Below are 19240 nucleotides of genomic sequence, written 5' to 3'. Positions count from 1 at the left end.
ACTAGCCTTCTTGTGACTGTTGAATTTCAGCAACTGTCAACGCTGTCATATTTACCACACGACGTGTTGTTGCAGTCGGTGTCAAGATATGCACAGGTTTTGCAGCACCCAACAAAATTGGGCCAATCGTTACATTGTTACCTGAAGTCGCTTTCAACAGGTTAAATGAAATGTTTGCTGCATCAAGGTTTGGCATGATGAGTAAGTTTGCAGAACCTTTGAAACGTGAGTTCGGGAATGCAAAATGACGAATATTTTCATCCAGTGCAGCATCACCGTGCATTTCACCTTCGACTTCAAGTTCAGGTGCAATTTCACTTAAAATTTCAAATACTTTACGCATTTTTTGTGCGCTTGCATCGGTTTGGTCAGAACCAAAGCTTGAATGCGATAACAACGCAATACGTGGAGTCACACCAAAACGACGCACTTCTTCAGCCGCCAAAATGGTCATTTCAGCCAACTGTTCAGCCGTTGGGTTGGTGTTTACATAAGTGTCGGCAATGAACAGGTTGCGATCTTGAAGCATTAACGCATTGAGGGTAAAGAATGTGCTACGACCTTCTTTTAAGCCAATCACGTTTTTCACGAAATCTAAGTGAATGTCATAGCTTGAATATGTACCACAAAGCATACCGTCTGCATGACCGTGTTTCACTAACATTGCAGCAATCAGGGTAGAGCGACGACGTGCTTCACGGTGAGCGTATTCAGGCGTTACACCTTTACGCTGCATGATTTGGTAGTAATCATCCGCAAAAAATTCGTAATCTGGATTTTTCTCTTGATCCACAATTTCAATGTTCACGCCATGTTCAAGACGCAAGCCCAATTTTTTGATGTTTGCTTCGATGACAGCAGTACGACCAACAAGAATTGGGAACGCTAAACCTTCATCTACCGCAATTTGAACTGCACGAAGTACACGAAGATCTTCACCTTCCGCATAAGCAATACGCTTCGGTGCTGTTTTTGCTTGGGCAAAGATTGGTTTCATCATAAATGCAGAGTTGTATACGAACTCAGACAATTTTTGACGATATGCAGAGAAGTCTTCGATCGGACGAGTCGCTACACCCGAATCCATTGCAGCTTGGGCAACAGCAGGGGCAATTTCAAGAATTAAACGTTGATCAAGCGGGCGTGGGATTAAATAGTCACGACCAAATGATGCAGTTTTTTCACCATAAGATGCTGCATCCGCTTCAATGTGTGCCATACGTGCAATTGCATGTACGCAGGCAATTTTCATTTCTTCATTAATGGTGGTTGCACCAACGTCTAAAGCACCACGGAAGATATATGGGAAGCAAAGAGCATTGTTTACTTGGTTTGGATAATCCGAACGACCCGTTGCCATAATCACATCAGGACGAACTTCATGCGCGTGTTCAGGCAGAATTTCTGGATCCGGGTTTGCCAAAGCAAAAATGATTGGATTTTCAGCCATCACTTTAACCATTTCTTTGGTTAAAATGCCTGCCGCTGAAAGTCCCAAGAACATATCCGCACCCGCAATAACATCTGCTAGTTGCGTGCCTTCAATATCTTGAACATAACGTTTTTTCGATTCATCCAGATTGTCACGTTTAGTGGTCAACAAACCGCGTGAATCGGCAACGGTAATGTTCTGTTTGTTTGCACCTAAAGCACAAAGCAAATCTAGACAAGACAATGCAGCTGCACCAGCACCTGAAGCGACAATTTTAATCTCTTCAATTTTTTTGCCAGTGAGTTGTAAAGCATTGAGTAAAGCTGAACCCACAATGATAGACGTACCGTGTTGATCATCATGGAACACAGGAATATTCATGCGTTCACGAAGTTTTTTCTCGATGTAGAAACATTCTGGTGCCTTGATATCTTCAAGGTTAATACCACCAAAAGTAGGTTCTAATGCAGCCACGATTTCAACAATTTTGTCTGGGTCGTTTTCAGCAATTTCGAGGTCAAATACATCTACACCCGCGAATTTTTTAAACAGTACGCCTTTACCTTCCATAACCGGTTTAGATGCTAAAGGACCAATGTTACCTAGACCTAAAACCGCAGTACCATTACTTACCACTGCAACAAGGTTGCCACGTGCAGTGTAAAGTGCTGCAGTTGATGGGTCACGTTCAATCTCTAAACATGGTGCTGCGACACCTGGAGAGTAAGCAAGCGCTAGGTCATGTTGGTTGACCAGCTGTTTACTTGGCGTAACACTGATTTTCCCTGGTGTTGGATATTCGTGGTAGTACAAAGCTTGCTGTTTTAATGATTGATCGTCCATCTGTATCTCTATTGTTACTTGAGTTGTCCAGCCCGAGCTGGTGGTGGTTTTTTGCTTAATTCACCTGAATATAACATTTGTTGCGACCTTAGCACAGTCGCGAATATACCATTTTCAAGCAAACTGATATTTAGACGTGTCGACTTATATTAAGAAGGTATAAGTCGGTGTTGTTCCAGGAAGGTTGTTGCTTCACTTTCGGGTAAGGGTTTTGAAAACAGGAAGCCTTGAGCAATGTCACATTCAAGATCCTGTAGATATTGAAGCTGTTCCTCAGTTTCAATGCCTTCTGCAACCACGACCATGCCCATGGCTTTGCCCATGGCAATCATGGCACTGACAATCGCCTCTTGTTTGTCTTGCCCAATTCTGGAGATAAAACTGCGGTCGATTTTTAATATATCAATCGGAAAATCAGCAAGATAAGATAGGGAGGAGTAACCCGTTCCAAAATCATCCAGAGAAATATTGATCTTCCGTTTCTTGATTTCATCGAGCAGATTTTTAACCGTAACCGAGTTCTCAAGCAGTGATGATTCGGTAATCTCAAGCTCCAGGCTCGAGCCTGAAATTTTGTAGGTCTGAATGGCATGATCGAGGTCTTCGAGTAACTGTCCACGTTGCAACTGCTGTGCGACCACATTGACCGAAACACATATATTATTAAAGCCTAAATCATTCCAATTTCTAATTTGCTTAGCGGTTTGTTGTATAACAATTCTGCCAATATCAGAAATCAAACTGGTTTGCTCTGCAAGGGGGATGAACAAATTTGGTGGAATAATGCCTTTGCTTGGGTGATTCCAGCGAACCAAAGCTTCAAAACCATAAATGTCTTGGTCGCTAAAATTAATTTTTGGCTGATAGTAAACAATCAGTTCATTGTTGTTAATCGCGAGTCGTAAATCGCGTTCCAGATAAATCCCTTGCTCAAGTAAGGCGGTATTTTTATTGGAGTAAGAACGGATGGTATTGCCACCCAAGCTTTTCGCTTCGATTAATGCCTGTTCTGCACAATTATTCAGATAATCCAGTTGGCGGCCATTTTCAGGATAGAAAGCAATCCCCATAGACAGGGTTATAATATGATCCTGACCAAAAATGTTAAAGGGTAATGAAAATGCTTTGCTCATCCGTTCACAATGGTGCTGAATCGATGGACGAATATGCGAAATTTCATAGACAATGGCAAAGTCATCACCATTTAAATGGGCGACCAATAATGCTTCAGCATTGGTGAGCCGTAGTCTTTGAGCCACTTGGCGTAACAGTTCATCACCACCACTATTGCTCAGGAATTCATTTAAAGGTCTGAAGCGATCAATATTCAGACGAATTACAGCGAGCTGTTTAATCGAATCCTTTTGACTGACTAGATATTGATGTAATTGATAGTTGTAATAAAAGCGATTCGGCAGGTCGGTCAGCGGATCGTAATTTTCCAGATAAGACAGACGTTGTTCTTGCAGTTTACGTTCCGTTAAATCAGAGACGATACCAATATAGTGCGTGACACGATTTTTTTCATCGATAATGGCATTAATCCGCATCCAGACAGTAAGTTCTTTACCAGAAAGAAATTTTTCATTGAGCTCACCATCAAACTCCCCCATTTTATCTAGTTGATTGATGATGGAAGAATGGCTGTTTCTTTGATGCGGTTTATAATTTGCAGCGATATCAAATAAATGCTTGCCAATAATTTGCTCGTGGCTAAAACCCGTCAATTGTTCATAGAATGGATTGACGTCGATATAGCAAAGTTGTTCGTCAAGAATGAAAATCCCTTCAGCTGCTTGTTGCAGGACGCTTGCTGCAAGTTTTAAGCGTTCCTGATCGGTCCGTTCTTGATGGATGTCACGACGAATCCCGACCATACGCAGAGGCTTGTTATTGTTAGGGTCACGCGCAATGACTCTACCAATATCATGGACCCATTTCCATTTGCCATTACTGGGTTGAATTCGATACGTGGCTTCATACTGATCGGTTTGGCCGCGTAAGTTTTGCTTCATCGAGGTTTGGAAGTGTTCGAGATCATCGGGATGAATGATATTTTGCAGTTGATGATGGTGCTGTTTTGAAGGTTTTAGGGTCTTTTGGTGTTTAGAATTGGTGACTAGGATTTCTCGATCTTTAATATTCCAGTCCCACGGTCGAAGTCCCGCGACTCCGTGTGCCAACATCAAATTTTGTTGCTGATTTTCCAGATCAGCATTCATTTTAGCAATATCAAAAGTTCGCTCTTTGACTTTCTGTTCAAGAAGCTGATTATTTAATTGTAATTGCAGTTCAATATCTTTGGATTTATTAATTTCAGTTTGTAACTGCTGACATAACTCATCTGTCCAGAGAACCTGTTGTTCGGCATTTTTAACCAAGCGATTATTTTTGGAATACAGTGCTGAAATGCGTTTATGAATGCGCGTCGTAGAATTTGCACAAAGTAAAATGACAATAACAGTGAAATTGACCGTTAAATGGAATAAATAATTCGAGGTCTCTGTAGCAAAAAACTGGGAGGCAAGATAAGGAAAAATGGCTGGAATAAAGGCCAAACAAAAATAATTTAGACGTTGGGTCAAGAAAGTCAGAGCAAAGGCTTGGCTCACAATCAGTAATAAAGCCGAGAGAATTAAAGCATTCACATGGCTGAAATTAGGGTTATATTGCGGTAAGTAGTAGTAAATCAGACCAATACCAATAGCAATACAACTTCCTATTGCCAAACATTGAAATTGCAGCCAGCGATGTGCGTGATTTAGTGCGAAATGATGTGGCTTAAAATAGAGACTGATGATGAGCAAACTTAAACAACTCAACAGTTCAGTGGCAATAAACCATACATTGAAATAGAAAGAGGGTTTTGTAAAATAAAATTGGTAAATGCAATAAACAGATAAGGAAACGATCAGAATACTGACAAGAAAGAATCGACTGAGTCGAATCGTATTGGTAATTTGGGCAGCACTCACATGCTGTTTAATATACTCATCTTGAATATCTGACATAAAAGCAGAAACCTTATTTTTGTTTTGCGATAAATTGCTTTCTAAATATTAATCGTGTTTAAAAAAACTAAACTGTATTTTAAATATACATTTGTATGTTGAAATCAAGATTAATAATGTTATTGAGAAAAATCAATCAAATCAGGTACTATTTATCTAAAATCAGATGAACTATACAGTTACTTTATAATTTAAAATAGATAAAGCAACGATTGGAGCAGTTTCGGTACGTAAAACGCGATTACCAATACACCAATTAATGAATCCAGCATCGTTGGATAATTGTATTTCAGCCTCGCTGAGTCCACCTTCAGGACCGATTAAAAGTGCAATATCAGGTGTGGCATCGGCTAGAACATCGACTTGATCTTTATTGGGTGCAAGCACTAATTTTGTGGTAGGCAGTTCATTGGCTAACCAGTCTTGTAAAGAGATCGGTGCTAAGACTTCGGGGACTTTATTCATCCCGCATTGTTCACAAGCAGCAATGGCAATACCTTGCCAGTGATCAATTTTCTTTTGATCACGATCATATTTAAGGCGCATTTCGCAGCGTTCAGAAGTGAGAAGCTGGATTTTGGATACACCCAGTTCAACTGCTTTTTGAATGGCATAATCCATGCGATCACCTTTACTCATCACTTGACCCAGTAAGGCTGTGAATGCTGGGGTACGATCATCAGGGTTGAATGTATCGACAGAAACGCTCGCTGATTTTTTTGCAATTTCAACAAGCGTCACGTCGTATTCACCACCTTGTCCATTGAACAAGGTGGCTTTTTCACCGACTTGTGCACGTAATACTTTCACCCAATGATGAAAAACCGTTTCGGTTAATTCAACATTCATATCAACAGCCAAATCAGCCTCAATATAAAAACGCGGCATTCAGTATTACTCACAAATCAGATAAAAAATTAAGCTAAACCAAGATCAATCACGAGTTGATGTGTTGGATCTGTCGTGTTCATGGTATAGAAGTGCAAGCTTGGCGCACCGCCTGCAAGCAGACGTTCACACAATTTCACTACAACTTCATGACCAAAAGCCTTGATTGAAGCGGTGTCATCACCATAAGTGGCCAATTGCTTACGAATCCAGCGCGGGATTTCAGCGCCCGTACCATCTGCGAAGCGAATCAGATTGCTTGCATTGGTAATGGGCATAATGCCCGGAGCAACAGGAATATTCACACCTTCTTTTTGAATGCGGTCTATAAAATAGAAGTAGGCATCCGGATTAAAGAAGAACTGGGTTAAAGCGGCATTGGCACCGGCATTGGCTTTTTCGACAAAGTGTTGAATGTCTTTATCAAAATTTTCTGCCTGTGGATGCATTTCAGGGTAAGCAGCGACTTCAATAATGAAGTGATCACCTGAATGTTCACGGATGAAACGAACAAGATCTTGCGCATAAGGCAATTCGCCCAAGCCCACCTGACCAGAAGGTAAGTCACCACGCAGTGCAACAATACGATTGATGCCTTGTGATTTGTATAAATCCAGTAACTCGGCAATACGAGCTTTGTCATCACCGATACAAGATAGGTGAGGGGCTACGGGAGTACCTTTACCATTGAAGTCATTGATTGCAGCGAGTGTGCGTTCACGAGTAGAACCACCAGCACCATAAGTTACAGAGAAAAACTCAGGGTTTAGTAGTTGTAATTCTTTATGAACAACACGAAGTTTTTCCGCACCGACATCAGTTTTGGTCGGAAAAAATTCAAACGAAATTGGGACACGTTTGGTCATTTTTCAAATCCTTTTTTATCAATACTGTTTTAATTTCTTTTAACCTCTCCTAAATCCTCTCCTAGAAGGAGAGGATTTACCCTCAAGCACATTCAGTATTGAATGTTCCCTCTCCTTAAAGGAGAGGGCTAGGGAGAGGTATTTATAAAAACTTAGTATTTATAAGTCTCAGATTTGAATGGACCTTCAACTTGAACACCTAAGTAATCCGCTTGTTCTTGAGTCAATTGAGTCAAGACACCACCAAAACCAGCAACCATTGCAGCAGCAACTTCTTCATCCAATTTCTTAGGAAGGAGTTCTACACGAATTGCAGCTTGTTTTTGGTCTTCAGGAAGATCAGCAAATTTTTCAGCGAACAAATGCATTTGAGCCAATACCTGGTTAGCAAATGAACCGTCCATAATGCGTGATGGGTGACCAGTCGCGTTACCAAGGTTAACTAGGCGGCCTTCAGAAAGAAGAATTAAATAGTTGCTTTCATCTTCTGAACGATACACTTGGTGTACTTGAGGCTTAACTTCAACCCATTTGTAGCCACGTAAGTAGTTGGTATCGATTTCAGTGTCAAAGTGACCGATGTTACATACTACTGAACCTGCTTTTAATGTATCTAACATTGCAGAGTCACATACGTGGTAGTTACCCGTAGTTGTTACGATCAGGTCAGTATTTTGAAGAAGGTCAAGGTTGATATCTTCTTTCTTGCCAGTTTGCACGCCATTTTTGTATGGAGATACAACTTCATAGCCGTCCATGCATGCTTGCATCGCACAGATTGGATCGATTTCAGTTACGCGAACAATCATGCCTTCTTGACGAAGTGATTGAGCAGAACCTTTACCTACGTCACCGTAACCAATCACAAGCGCACGACGACCAGACATCAACATGTCAGTACCACGTTTGATTGCATCGTTTAGAGAGTGACGGCAACCGTATTTGTTGTCGTTTTTAGATTTAGTAACTGAGTCGTTTACGTTGATTGCAGGAACTTTCAAAGTACCGTCACGTAACATTTCATAAAGACGTTGCACACCAGTGGTGGTTTCTTCAGTCACACCGTGGATTTTAGCAATCAATTCTGGATATTTTTCGTGAACAACAGCAGTCAAGTCACCGCCATCATCAAGAATCATGTTGGCATCCCAAGGCGTGCCATTGATATTGATTTGTTGTTCAAGACACCACATGTATTCTTCTTCAGTTTCACCTTTCCAAGCGAAAACAGGAATACCGCGTGCAGCAATTGCAGCAGCAGCGTGGTCTTGAGTCGAGAAGATGTTACATGAAGTCCAGCGAACTTCAGCGCCCAATTCAACCAGAGTTTCAATTAAAACTGCAGTTTGAATGGTCATGTGGATACAGCCGAGAATTTTCGCGCCTGCAAGTGGTTTTGCTGCTGAGTAGCGTTTACGCAAACCCATAAGTGCCGGCATTTCTGCTTCAGCAAGTTTGATTTCTTTACGGCCGTAATCAGCAAGTGAAATATCGGCAACTTTATAATCTGTAAATGAAGCATTAACCGCGTTCATCAGGATCTCCTAGAGAAAAAATAGATTGGATCGTTATGTTCGCGGATGCCGTTTTTGATCAAAACCTGTATTTCACAGAAGCTTTGACCGAATCGTCGAGCCTAGCGATTTCACATTTATATGCCTGTGAAAAAGTCGCAGCATCCCTCGACTAGCGGGCTATTGTACTTGGAAATCGATTTTGTTCCAATCTGAAATTGATTATTATCAGCACAATCATATTTTGGATGAAAATTATGGCTTTAGAAATGCCTGAAGAATTAGCCAATCTGGAAGCAAATGGTGGGATTTTTGCGGTATGGATGTTGCTGCAACATTTAGGTATCGATGCTGATATTCAGCAACTGGTAGATGTATGTAGATATGATGCTGAAAATGGCACGACAACCATCGGTCTAGCTGTTGGATTAAAAAAGTTCGGTTTTAATGTTCAGTTTTATACCGATCATGACCCTGATCTTCAAGAGGGTGAAAAACTCAGTTATCAAGAAGCAGAGCAACTAGGTTTGCCTATTCTACCTGCGTTAAATTATCAGCAAATCCAGCAAGCATTTGATCAAAATAAATTTGTGATTGTCTATTACGACACATTAGAAGATGTGGGTAATCACTCACTTGTTTATGATGTAAACGCGGATGAAATCTGTTTCTTTGACAGTTTTGATCCGATGCCCGCGACTATATTTGAACAACAACGTCAAGCAGAAGGGATTTGTCGACAAGTGATTGTGATTGAAGCACATAATTATATCGAAAGTTAAGATTTAAAGCTGTATCAAACAAAAGCCCATCATTTGATGGGCTTTTTAATCCCATTATTCTTCAGCAGCTTGTGCTTTATCATGCCAATAATCGGCTTTTTCATCATCCACATCTACACCCAAGCCGTGTTCATAAATGCAGGCCAAATCACGCATGGCTTGAACTTCACCCAGTTCAGCGGCTTGCTTGACCAATTCAACCGACTTGGTCACATCTTTTTCCACTACATCGCCACGACGATAAAAATTCGATAACTCTAAAATAGCCGCAGGATGTTTATGTTTCGCTGCTTGTTCTAACCAACGGTAAGCATGTTCAAAATAGGTTTTTGCTTCCTCCGGATCTTCTTCCAGCATGTCTTTTGCATAAAATGCATAACCTTCACCCAGCCAGTACATGGCTTCGATATGACCCAGTTGAGCGGCTTTGAGTGCCCATTCTTCAGCAAGAGCAACATGCTCATCATTTTCACTTTGCATATAAATTTCAGCAAGTTCAAATTGTGCATCACGATTGCCTGCCATCGCACGGTTAAAAAGTTCGGTAGAAATAGGGAGATCAGACATTAAAAAATCCAGAGCGCATAATTGCTATAGCCTAAATGTTTGCTACAAAAAAGCCAATCTGAAGATTGGCTTTTTACACTTTTCAATTTTAGATGAGCTAAAGGGTCGTGCTCGCGACTCAAATAATCACTGTTGCATTTTTAATCTTCTTAATCCTGAATTCAAAATAACTCAAACATAAGCCCACAAACAAAGCAGAGCAGATAAATATGATCAACTTAGAGGCTGTTTATAGAAGATTTTAATCCAATCTGCTTTTATAGCATTCATTAAAAACAGCGACCGAAGTCGCTGTTTTTAACTCAAAAGACCTTAAGCCTCTTGTTGAATACCGGCAACCAACCAGTCCTGGTTAGAACCTGCAGGTTTGGTGAAATGCCAAACTTCTGCAAAAGGTTGCGGTAAGCTGTTTAAATCTTCGCTTACTGTACCTGTGAAACGTACGCTCACCACATATTGACCATTTTCATTTGCAGAATCTGTAACCATGGCATTTAGGTTAGAGAATTCAGCAACGTCCTGGTCTTGGTTCGCCATAATGTCGTTATACATCGACTGATAAAGATCAGGCGTTAAATAACGTTGAATTTCAGCAATGTTGCTTGCTGTATTCATCGACTGAATATGGTTGAAGCGCTGACGGGCAACGCGCAAGAATGCAGCAGGTTCAGTACCGTCTGGCAATTGACTACCACTTTGTGTTGAAGCTGCGCCAAAAGGTGCTTGAGTTGCTGCAGCTGCAGAACCACCTACTGTTTGACCAAAAATATTGCTGTTGTCATTCGACGTACGTGGTGCTGCCGTTTGTTGACCAAACGGTGCTGTATTGCCAGCATTGTTTGGTGCATAAGGATTGTTAGCGGCTAGTTTTTTTTTTGCTCCGAATTTACGGAACAAGAAGAATGCGACTGCAGCTGCCAGAAGAATCCAGATCCAGCTTGGAAGTCCGCCTTTTTCTTCCTGCTGTTGTGCTGTAGCATCAGCACCGCTTGCAGCAGGTTTGTCATCCGCCATTGCATTCGCGGCAACTGCACCAATCGCAGCACCAGCAACACCAGCAGCAACCATTTTACCTACGCCAGAACCAGATTGTTGAGCAGGTGCGGTAGTTGGTTGTGGGGCAGGAGTAGCTTGACGCGGTTGTTGGTAAGATTGACTTGGAGTAGCAGAACGACTCATGCCATGGCTTTTACCACCACCTGCACGTTTCGCTTCAGCCATTGGTGCGACCACCAAAGCTGCCATTAAAAGACCTGCCATCAAACCACGCTGTCGAACTTCCATCGAATTTTTCCTAAATAAAAAGTAAATTATAGCCCTATAGTTATGCAGTCATTTGCACCGAATTTCAATATCAAATTGGTGTTTTTTTTACATAATGTTTCATATGTCTAAGCCTAAGCCAATTCTTCACTTAAGCTCATGGCTTCGCTTAAGGCTTCATGTAACCGTGCCACGGAAATGATCTGTACATTTGGAATTGGTTTTTGTGGCGCATTGCCTCTAGGCAGAATAATGTATTTAAAACCATGCTTAACCGCTTCTTTTAAGCGTTCCTGACCATTCGGCACAGGGCGAATTTCACCCGATAGCCCCACTTCGCCAAACACCGCCAGTTGCTGAGGTAATGCTTTACCACGCAAGCTTGAAGCACAGGCAAGTAAAACCGCAAGGTCAGAGCCAGTTTCGGTAATTTTTAAACCACCGACCACATTGACATAAACATCTTGTCCTGCAGTTTGTACGCCACCATGACGATGCATTACCGCAAGCAGCATATTCAGTCGGTTTTGTTCCAAACCTAAAGCCACACGACGCGGTTGACCATGTGCATCATCCACCAAGGCTTGCACTTCAACCAATAGTGGGCGCGTGCCTTCACGGCTAATCATCACAATCGAACCGGGGATGGCTTCGTCATAACGACTTAAGAAAATAGCGGACGGATTGGAAACTTCACGTAAGCCTTTGTCGGTCATGCCAAACACGCCCAATTCATTGACTGCACCGAAACGGTTTTTCACCGCACGAATCATGCGATAACGTGAGTCGGATTGACCTTCAAAATACAAAACACAATCGACCATATGTTCTAGAACACGCGGACCCGCTAAAGCACCTTCTTTGGTCACATGCCCCACAAGAAATAAAGATGTGCCACTATTTTTAGCAAAACGGGTCAGTAAGGCGGCAGATTCACGAATTTGGGAAACACCACCGGGTGCAGATTGCAAGGTTTCGGTATACAGCGTTTGAATCGAATCGAGAATGGCAACAGCAGGACGTACTTGAGCCAAGACTTCACAAATGCGTTCCACACAGGTTTCCGCCATGACTTGAAGATGCTCTGTCGGTAACTCCAAACGGTGGGCACGCAATGCCACTTGCGAAAGCGATTCCTCACCGGTGACATAAAGCGCAGAGCTTTGTGCAGATGCCATGTGGGTCGCGGTTTGTAAAAGAATCGTGGATTTACCAATTCCTGGATCACCGCCAATCAGCACCACAGAACCTGTGACCAAGCCACCACCGAGAACACGGTCAAATTCACTGATGCCCGTCGCTAAGCGTGATTCATGTGAAACGGAAACTTTATTTAAGGTGGTGATATTGGCCACTTGACCTGCATATCCGCCGCCCATTTTGGGTTGTGCACGGTGACTCACTGCGGGTTCAAGACGAACTTCGGTCAGACTATTCCATTCACCGCAATCTGTACATTGTCCCGCCCATTTAGGATGGTCAGTTCCACATTGTTCGCAACGGTACACAGTTTTGACTTTGCTCATTGGAGTGTTATCTATATAAATAAGAAGATTGATGAGAAATGTAGCAATAGCTGTATGGAAATACAATTTTTTGCATAAAATCTCGTCAATCTATATGTTGGCACGTAAACTGCTAAATTTAATGGAAATGCACACAGCAATACAAAAGGGACTGAATTTGGATGAAAAAGCAACAGAGATACACATAGGCTTGAAAAATATTAAATAATCGCTCAAAAAACTTTATTTATTTTTTTTAATTTGAGCTACTTTTATCACACGAAATTTGAGAGACGAAAATAACAATGTCAAATGAAAACCATGGTTCATCTGCTGCACAGGGTGAACTTCAGCGAAGTTTATCGAATCGGCATTTGCAACTTATTGCGATTGGCGGGGCAATTGGTACAGGTTTATTCATGGGGTCGGGTAAAACCATCAGCCTGGCCGGACCTTCAATTCTGATCATTTATATGATTATTGGTTTTATGGTTTTTTTGGTCATGCGTGCGCTTGGCGAATTGTTACTGTCTAACCTGCAATACAAGTCTTTTATTGATTTTGCGACAGATTTAATCGGTCCTTGGGCAGGCTATTTTGTCGGCTGGACCTATTGGCTGTGCTGGATCACCATTGGTATTGCTGATTTATCCGCGATTATTTATTACCTGCAATTCTTTAACGGGGGGTTACCATTTTCGCCTGGAGAAGGGGTAATGATCAGTGTTGCCGCCATCATCTTTATTATGGGGCTGAATCTGGTTACGGTTAGGTTATTCGGTGAATTAGAGTTCTGGTTTGCCTTAATCAAGATTATTGCCATTGTGGTGCTGATTGCTGTTGGGTTGTGGATGATCTTTACCGGATTCTCTTCAACCGCAGGTGAGGTGGCTTCATTTACCCATCTCTGGTCACATGACGGTATTTTCCCTACCGGGGTAACCGGCTTCCTGGCAGGCTTCCAGATTGCGATTTTTGCCTTTGTGGGTGTAGAGCTGGTGGGTACAACTGCAGCTGAAACCAAAGATCCAGAGCGCAACTTGCCTAAGGCAGTCAACTCGATTCCGATTCGTATCATCATTTTCTACGTATTGGCATTGGTGATTGTGATGTCGGTGACACCATGGAATAAAATTGATCCGAATATTAGCCCGTTTGTAAACCTGTTTAGCCAAGCCGGTATTGCAGCAGCTGCGATTATCATGAATCTGGTGGTGTTATCTTCAGTCATGTCATCCATGAACAGTGGGGTATTCTCGACCAGCCGTATGCTGTTCGGTCTTTCACGTGAAGAGCAAGGTCCAAAAGCATTTGGACACTTAAATAAGCGTGCGGTTCCTGCCAATGCTTTATATTTCTCTGCGATCTGCTTGTTACTTGGAGCTGCACTTCAGTACTTTGTACCGAATACCGTTGAAGCCTTTACTTTGGCAACCACGCTTTCAACCATCTTGTTCATCTGTGTCTGGTTGATGATTATCTGGAGTTATATTGTTTACTATAAAACCCGTCCAGAACTGCATGCCAAATCAACCTTTAAATTACCGGGTGGATTGTTTACCTGCTGGGTGGTGATCATCTTCTTTATTGGCATGATTTACGTGTTGTCTTTGGAAGCAGATACCATGAAAGCGCTGATGGTGAGTCCAATCTGGTTCATTATCTTGATTATTGGTTACTTTGGTTTCTACAAACCGAAACATAAATAAGCCTTTTTTTGTGAAAACGCCAGTCTGAAACTGGCGTTTTTTTTTAACTAGCGATAATCTCTAGCGTTTAGCACTTTGGTCACGGCGGTGATCGAGTTATACTTCTTCGAAAACATAGGATAGGTGGTCAGATGCGTCTTGTCATTTGCTACATCAGTTTATTGGCAACAGGTTTTGCCTTGGTCGGTTGTGGTCAGTCTGGAGCTTTACAGTTGCCGAGTGATCAGAATTACGACAAGCGTTCGAAATATTTGTTATATCCCAATGTCGATTCAAAACAGCAGTCTGAACAGAAAGAAGCGTCTGAACAGAAACCGCTGGTAGCACCTGCTGATTCTAATCAGCCTTCAACCCCTTAGCTTTTAACTGCTAACGCTTTCATAGAAAGGATACATTCATGAGTTTTACCCGCATTAATGGGGTTCTGCACGCAGAGCAATGTTCGTTGCAACAACTTGCGCAGCAATTTGGCACGCCACTTTATGTTTATTCAAAAGCCACTTTTGAAAAGCATTATCTCGATATGGATCGTGCATTTAGCTTTATCGATCATCAAATTTGTTTTGCGGTAAAGTCGAACTCTAATATTGCGGTATTGAATGTACTGGCGAAGCTGGGTGCAGGTTTTGATATTGTCACTGGCGGCGAGCTGGCTCGTGTGCTGAAAGCGGGTGGAGATGCTTCTAAAATTGTGTTTTCTGGTTTAGGCAAGTCAGAAGCGGACATTAAAAAAGCCTTGGAAGTTGGAATTGCCTGCTTCAATGTTGAATCCTATGCCGAACTGGATCGCATTCAAAAAGTGGCAGCTGAACTGGGTAAAAAAGCCCCGATTTCTTTACGTGTAAATCCAGATGTAGATGCCAAAACTCATCCCTATATTTCGACTGGATTAAAAGAAAATAAATTCGGTATTCCATCAGACAGCGTATTTGAAACTTATCAATATGCAGCTTCGCTGCCGAATCTGGATGTAGTCGGTATCGATTGTCACATTGGTTCACAGCTCACAGAAACTCAACCTTTCGTGGATGCGCTCGATCGTGTGATCATGATGATTGAAAAACTCAAAGAACTAGGCATCAATCTAAAACACATCGACATCGGTGGTGGTTTGGGTGTGACTTATAAAGATGAAGTTCCACCAACTGTTGTTGAATATGCCAATGCACTAAAACCAGCTTTAGAAAAACTCGGTTTAAAAGTGTATATGGAACCGGGTCGTAGTATATCTGCCAATGCCGGTGTATTACTGACCAAAGTAGATTTGTTGAAACCGACCAATCACCGTAACTTTGCCATTATTGATGCGGCAATGAACGACTTGATTCGTCCTGCTTTATACGAAGCATGGATGGATATTCAGGAAGTCACTCCACGTAGCGATGTTGAAGCAAAAGAGTGGGATGTGGTGGGTGCAATCTGTGAAACCGGTGACTTCTTGGGTAAAGAGCGCAAGCTTGCCCTTCAAGAAAATGATGTACTTGCAGTATTGGGTGCAGGTGCATATGGTTTCGTGATGAGTTCGAACTACAACAGCCGTGGTCGTGCTGCTGAAGTGATGGTCGATGGTGATCAGGCACATTTGATTCGTGAGCGTGAAAGCATTGAATCATTGTGGGATAAAGAACGCTTATTGCCTTAAGGAGTAATGCAAGATGTTTTTAGAATTTACTAAAATGCATGGTCTGGGCAATGACTTTATGGTGGTTGATCTGATCAGCCAGCGCGCTTATCTGGATACCATGACCATTCAGCGCTTGGCTGACCGTCATTTCGGGATTGGTTTCGATCAATTATTAATTGTTGAACCGCCAGATCTTCCAAATGTCGATTTTAAATATCGTATCTTTAATGCCGATGGTTCGGAAGTCGAGCAATGTGGCAATGGCGTACGTTGTTTTGCCCGTTTTGTGCATGAACGTCGATTGACCACAAAAACCAAAATTAAAGTGCAAACCAAAGCCGGTATTGTTGAGCCAGAACTAGGGCAAAATGGTTGGGTTCGCGTGAATATGGGCTATCCAAAATTCTTGCCGAACCAGATTCCATTCCTTGCTGATGAGCCTGAAAACCTATACAGCTTAGCCTTAGCCAATGATGAAAGTATTATCATTGATGTGGTGAACATGGGTAATCCGCATGCAGTGACCATTGTTCCGGATGTGCTTACGGCTGATGTTGCTGGCATGGGGCCTCAAATTGAGTCGCATGAGCGTTTTCCACAACGCGTCAATGCCGGTTTTATGCAAATCATTGATGAAAATCATGCGCGTTTACGTGTGTTCGAACGTGGTGTAGGCGAAACGCTGGCATGTGGCACGGGTGCTTGTGCCGCTGCGGTTTCAGGTATGCGCCGTGGCTTGCTTGCAAATGCGGTAGAAATTGAACTTGCTGGTGGTAAGCTGCAAATTGAATGGCGTGAAGGTGATGTGGTTTGGATGACCGGTCCAACTGCAAATGTCTATGAAGGTCGTATCGATTTAAGTTTTTACCAGCAATAAAACGCATAATTTGACTGAAAAAGCACTGTCATGATGATGGTGCTTTTTTATCTGTGGAATCATGGGTTGTGCAAGTTAAAATCAAAATAGATACAATGAAAAGAAAGGGCGTATCCTAGGGTGTGCTTGATTATTGAAGCTAATCTGGTTAAACATGAATAATATATTGCCGTTGATAGCGCCCCTTAAATACAGTGAGAAAAAACGTGATTGATCCAGAGATGCAGATACGTTCTCCTGCTGATTTATTGCTGATGTGGTTAAAAGAGCGGGAAGTTCAAAATCAGTCCAAACATACTTTGCAGGCCTATGAACGTGATGTCTCGGATTTTTTAAATTTTTGTGAAATCAAAAAACTCAATTTAGCCGATGTTGAATCTACCGATTTACGTGAGTTCTTAGCGCAAAAAGTTGAACAGCAGCAACTGAGTTCCAGCAGTTTGCAACGGCTTTTATCTTCCATTCGTCAATTCATGAAATGGGCCGAACAAGGACAATATCTGGCTTTTAATCCGGCTGATGATTTTCAGTTAAAGCGCCTGCCTAGACCACTGCCGGGTATGGTGGATATTGAAACCGTTAATCAAATTTTAGATCAGCCCAAACCTGAAAAACCGGTCGAACAACAAATGTGGTTACGCGATAAAGCGATCTTGGAATTGCTTTATTCTAGTGGTCTGCGACTGGCAGAAGTACAAGGCTTACGCATTAAGGATATCGATTTTAATCGGCAGCTGTTACGTATCACCGGTAAAGGCAATAAAACCCGTGTGGTGCCTTTTGGTTCCAAAGCCAAAGATGCGGTGATGTTGTGGCTGCAAGTTTATCCCTTATGGAATGGTGACTTTGTCCCTGATGCGAATGTGTTTATTACCCAAAAGGGCAATCCGCTCGGAGCACGACAAATTGAAAATCGGGTTAAATTACAGGCGCAACGTGCAGGGGTAAATGTCGACTTGCATCCGCATTTATTACGTCATTGTTTTGCCAGTCATATGTTGTCGAACAGTGGAGATTTGCGGGCTGTACAAGAAATGTTGGGGCACAGCAATTTAACCACAACGCAAATCTATACCCACGTTGATTTTGATCATTTGGCACAGGTGTATGATCAGGCGCATCCACGGGCACAACTGAAAAAATCGGAGTAGATATCTAAAGAGCTCTAAATTTTGTCTCAAAATGATTCTGGATTTTTTCAGTAAAAGAACATAAATTAATGAAACTTAAATAAATCTAGCGGTAATATTGCGCAATATTACTGGCGTTTTAAACTATTGTAGAATAATAAAAAGCCAATTTATCAGGTATAAAAATCAACTATAAACATGAAATAGGTGGCATGAATAATGCAGTGTAATGAAATAATTTGTTGTTTCACTAGATGTTACACAAAGTTTGGAAGTCAAAAATGATAGGGAAAACAATGATGGCAGATATTCAAGAAAAATATGACCGATTGAGTACTGAGCAAAAAGAGATTTTTGCAGGCTATGGTCTGCGTCAGGTCAAGCATTTTGTTGAAATAAGTTTGCCCACTATTGAGCCATCTTTACCAGAAAATACCCATGTCCAAGGCATCAATGCTGAAGGCAAGGTACAAGCACTCAATACGGAGACGAAACAAGGCTATATCTGGATTTCAGACTTGCAGTGGCAGCAACGACCGATTGCTGTGGCGGATGTTGACTTAAAACAAGACTTTTTGGAAGTTTGGGAAATATTTAATCTTCAGGAATATGACCTGATTGATTTAAGCCATATTCACCGTGATTTTTTACAACATTATCATGTTTAATGGGTGGTTTTAGTCTGCCTAAATTGAGCAGCATCTATTTGATAAAGTACATGTCTTTGCAAGGGACTACTGTTATCTAAAGCAGGGTGATTGAAGTAGTCTTTAAATTGCATGCCTAAACGTTGCATAACGGCTTGGGATTTTGTGTTTTGTACTGCAGTGAATGCAACCACTTGGTTTAGCTTGAGTGAATCAAAAGCAAAGTTTAAACAAGCAGTTGCAGCTTCGGTCGCAAAACCATTGCCCCAATATTTCTGCTCAAGTCGCCAAGCGATTTCGGTACAGGGCGAAAAGGTAAATTGACTGGGTTGGGCATTTAATCCTGTGAAGCCAATAAAATCCCCACCTTGTTTTAATTCGACTACCCAGAAACCCCAGCCTTGCGTTTCGATCATTCTTTGAAACTTATGCGCTAGCGCATTACTTTGTTCCCGAGTTAAACAATGGGGAAAATAACGCATCACTTCAGTGTTAGCGTTCAGTGCATAAAACGGCTTAAGATCAGACTCTTTCCAGGCTCTTAAAATTAAACGCGATGTCTCAAGCTGTATACTCATCATG

General features: G+C 41.9%; 16 protein-coding genes. 7 read left to right on the top strand and 9 right to left on the bottom strand.

Going from position 1 to position 19240, the window contains the following annotated elements:
* Nucleotide 1 precedes the first annotated feature (1 nt).
* From HLH18_RS08430 to ahcY, 5 genes are all read right to left on the bottom strand, one after another.
* Nucleotides 2-2275, bottom strand: a complete 2274-nt coding sequence (locus tag HLH18_RS08430; RefSeq protein ID WP_131289855.1) for an NADP-dependent malic enzyme — start codon at nt 2273-2275, stop codon at nt 2-4.
* Between the two features lie 149 nt (nt 2276-2424).
* Entirely contained in the window at nt 2425-5286 is a 2862-nt protein-coding gene (locus HLH18_RS08425) for a bifunctional diguanylate cyclase/phosphodiesterase (RefSeq protein WP_171546473.1), read from the bottom strand.
* A gap of 171 nt (nt 5287-5457) precedes the next feature.
* The gene (locus tag HLH18_RS08420; protein ID WP_171546472.1) at nt 5458-6174 is read right to left on the bottom strand and encodes a 16S rRNA (uracil(1498)-N(3))-methyltransferase; all 717 of its coding nucleotides are present in this window, start codon (nt 6172-6174) and stop codon (nt 5458-5460) included.
* A gap of 29 nt (nt 6175-6203) precedes the next feature.
* Entirely contained in the window at nt 6204-7040 is an 837-nt protein-coding gene (metF, locus tag HLH18_RS08415; protein ID WP_171546471.1) for a methylenetetrahydrofolate reductase [NAD(P)H], read from the bottom strand.
* Nucleotides 7041-7192: 152 nt separating this feature from the next.
* Nucleotides 7193-8575, bottom strand: coding sequence for an adenosylhomocysteinase (gene ahcY / locus HLH18_RS08410; RefSeq protein ID WP_171546470.1), 1383 nt, complete (start codon nt 8573-8575; stop codon nt 7193-7195).
* Between the two features lie 236 nt (nt 8576-8811).
* On the opposite strand from ahcY, the gene HLH18_RS08405 reads away from it, so the two are divergent.
* On the top strand, nt 8812-9336 hold the full coding sequence (locus tag HLH18_RS08405; protein ID WP_171546469.1) for a cysteine peptidase family C39 domain-containing protein: 525 nt from the start codon (nt 8812-8814) through the stop codon (nt 9334-9336).
* Between the two features lie 54 nt (nt 9337-9390).
* Here HLH18_RS08405 and HLH18_RS08400 read toward each other — a convergent pair whose 3' ends face one another.
* The 3 genes from HLH18_RS08400 to radA all read right to left on the bottom strand — a co-directional run bounded on the left by HLH18_RS08400 (nt 9391) and on the right by radA (nt 12692).
* Nucleotides 9391-9903 (bottom strand): tetratricopeptide repeat protein, encoded by a 513-nt coding sequence (locus HLH18_RS08400; RefSeq protein WP_171546468.1) that lies wholly within the window; start codon nt 9901-9903, stop codon nt 9391-9393.
* 312 nt (nt 9904-10215) lie between these two features.
* On the bottom strand, nt 10216-11187 hold the full coding sequence (locus tag HLH18_RS08395; protein WP_171546467.1) for a Tim44 domain-containing protein: 972 nt from the start codon (nt 11185-11187) through the stop codon (nt 10216-10218).
* 113 nt (nt 11188-11300) lie between these two features.
* Nucleotides 11301-12692, bottom strand: coding sequence for a DNA repair protein RadA (gene radA / locus HLH18_RS08390; RefSeq protein WP_171546466.1), 1392 nt, complete (start codon nt 12690-12692; stop codon nt 11301-11303).
* A 284-nt stretch (nt 12693-12976) separates the two neighbouring features.
* On the opposite strand from radA, the gene HLH18_RS08385 reads away from it, so the two are divergent.
* The 6 genes from HLH18_RS08385 to HLH18_RS08360 all read left to right on the top strand — a co-directional run bounded on the left by HLH18_RS08385 (nt 12977) and on the right by HLH18_RS08360 (nt 18679).
* The gene (locus HLH18_RS08385) at nt 12977-14380 is read left to right on the top strand and encodes an amino acid permease (RefSeq protein WP_171546465.1); all 1404 of its coding nucleotides are present in this window, start codon (nt 12977-12979) and stop codon (nt 14378-14380) included.
* Between the two features lie 131 nt (nt 14381-14511).
* A complete protein-coding gene (lptM, locus tag HLH18_RS08380; protein WP_171528494.1) occupies nt 14512-14739 on the top strand; it encodes an LPS translocon maturation chaperone LptM in 228 nt (75 codons plus the stop codon).
* 38 nt (nt 14740-14777) lie between these two features.
* Nucleotides 14778-16022, top strand: a complete 1245-nt coding sequence (gene lysA, locus HLH18_RS08375; RefSeq protein WP_171546464.1) for a diaminopimelate decarboxylase — start codon at nt 14778-14780, stop codon at nt 16020-16022.
* A 13-nt stretch (nt 16023-16035) separates the two neighbouring features.
* Complete coding sequence (gene dapF, locus HLH18_RS08370; RefSeq protein WP_131289830.1) at nt 16036-16881, top strand: diaminopimelate epimerase; 846 nt, start codon at nt 16036-16038, stop codon at nt 16879-16881.
* Between the two features lie 254 nt (nt 16882-17135).
* Nucleotides 17136-18032, top strand: coding sequence for a site-specific tyrosine recombinase/integron integrase (gene xerA / locus HLH18_RS08365; protein ID WP_171546558.1), 897 nt, complete (start codon nt 17136-17138; stop codon nt 18030-18032).
* Between the two features lie 275 nt (nt 18033-18307).
* Nucleotides 18308-18679 carry a hypothetical protein gene (locus HLH18_RS08360; RefSeq protein WP_171546557.1) on the top strand — a complete coding sequence of 124 codons (372 nt, stop codon included), beginning with the start codon at nt 18308-18310 and terminating at the stop codon, nt 18677-18679.
* On the opposite strand, the gene HLH18_RS08355 is transcribed toward HLH18_RS08360, so the two are convergent.
* Nucleotides 18676-19236 (bottom strand): GNAT family N-acetyltransferase, encoded by a 561-nt coding sequence (locus HLH18_RS08355; protein ID WP_250852394.1) that lies wholly within the window; start codon nt 19234-19236, stop codon nt 18676-18678. The genes HLH18_RS08360 and HLH18_RS08355 overlap by 4 nt on opposite strands.
* Nucleotides 19237-19240 lie beyond the last annotated feature (4 nt).

Source organism: Acinetobacter sp. ANC 5414, from assembly GCF_013004295.1.
In the GTDB taxonomy this organism is placed as follows: Bacteria; Pseudomonadota; Gammaproteobacteria; order Pseudomonadales; family Moraxellaceae; genus Acinetobacter.
The sequence above is the reverse complement of the archived record's forward strand: the minus strand, read 5'-3'. Positions and strand labels throughout refer to the sequence as shown.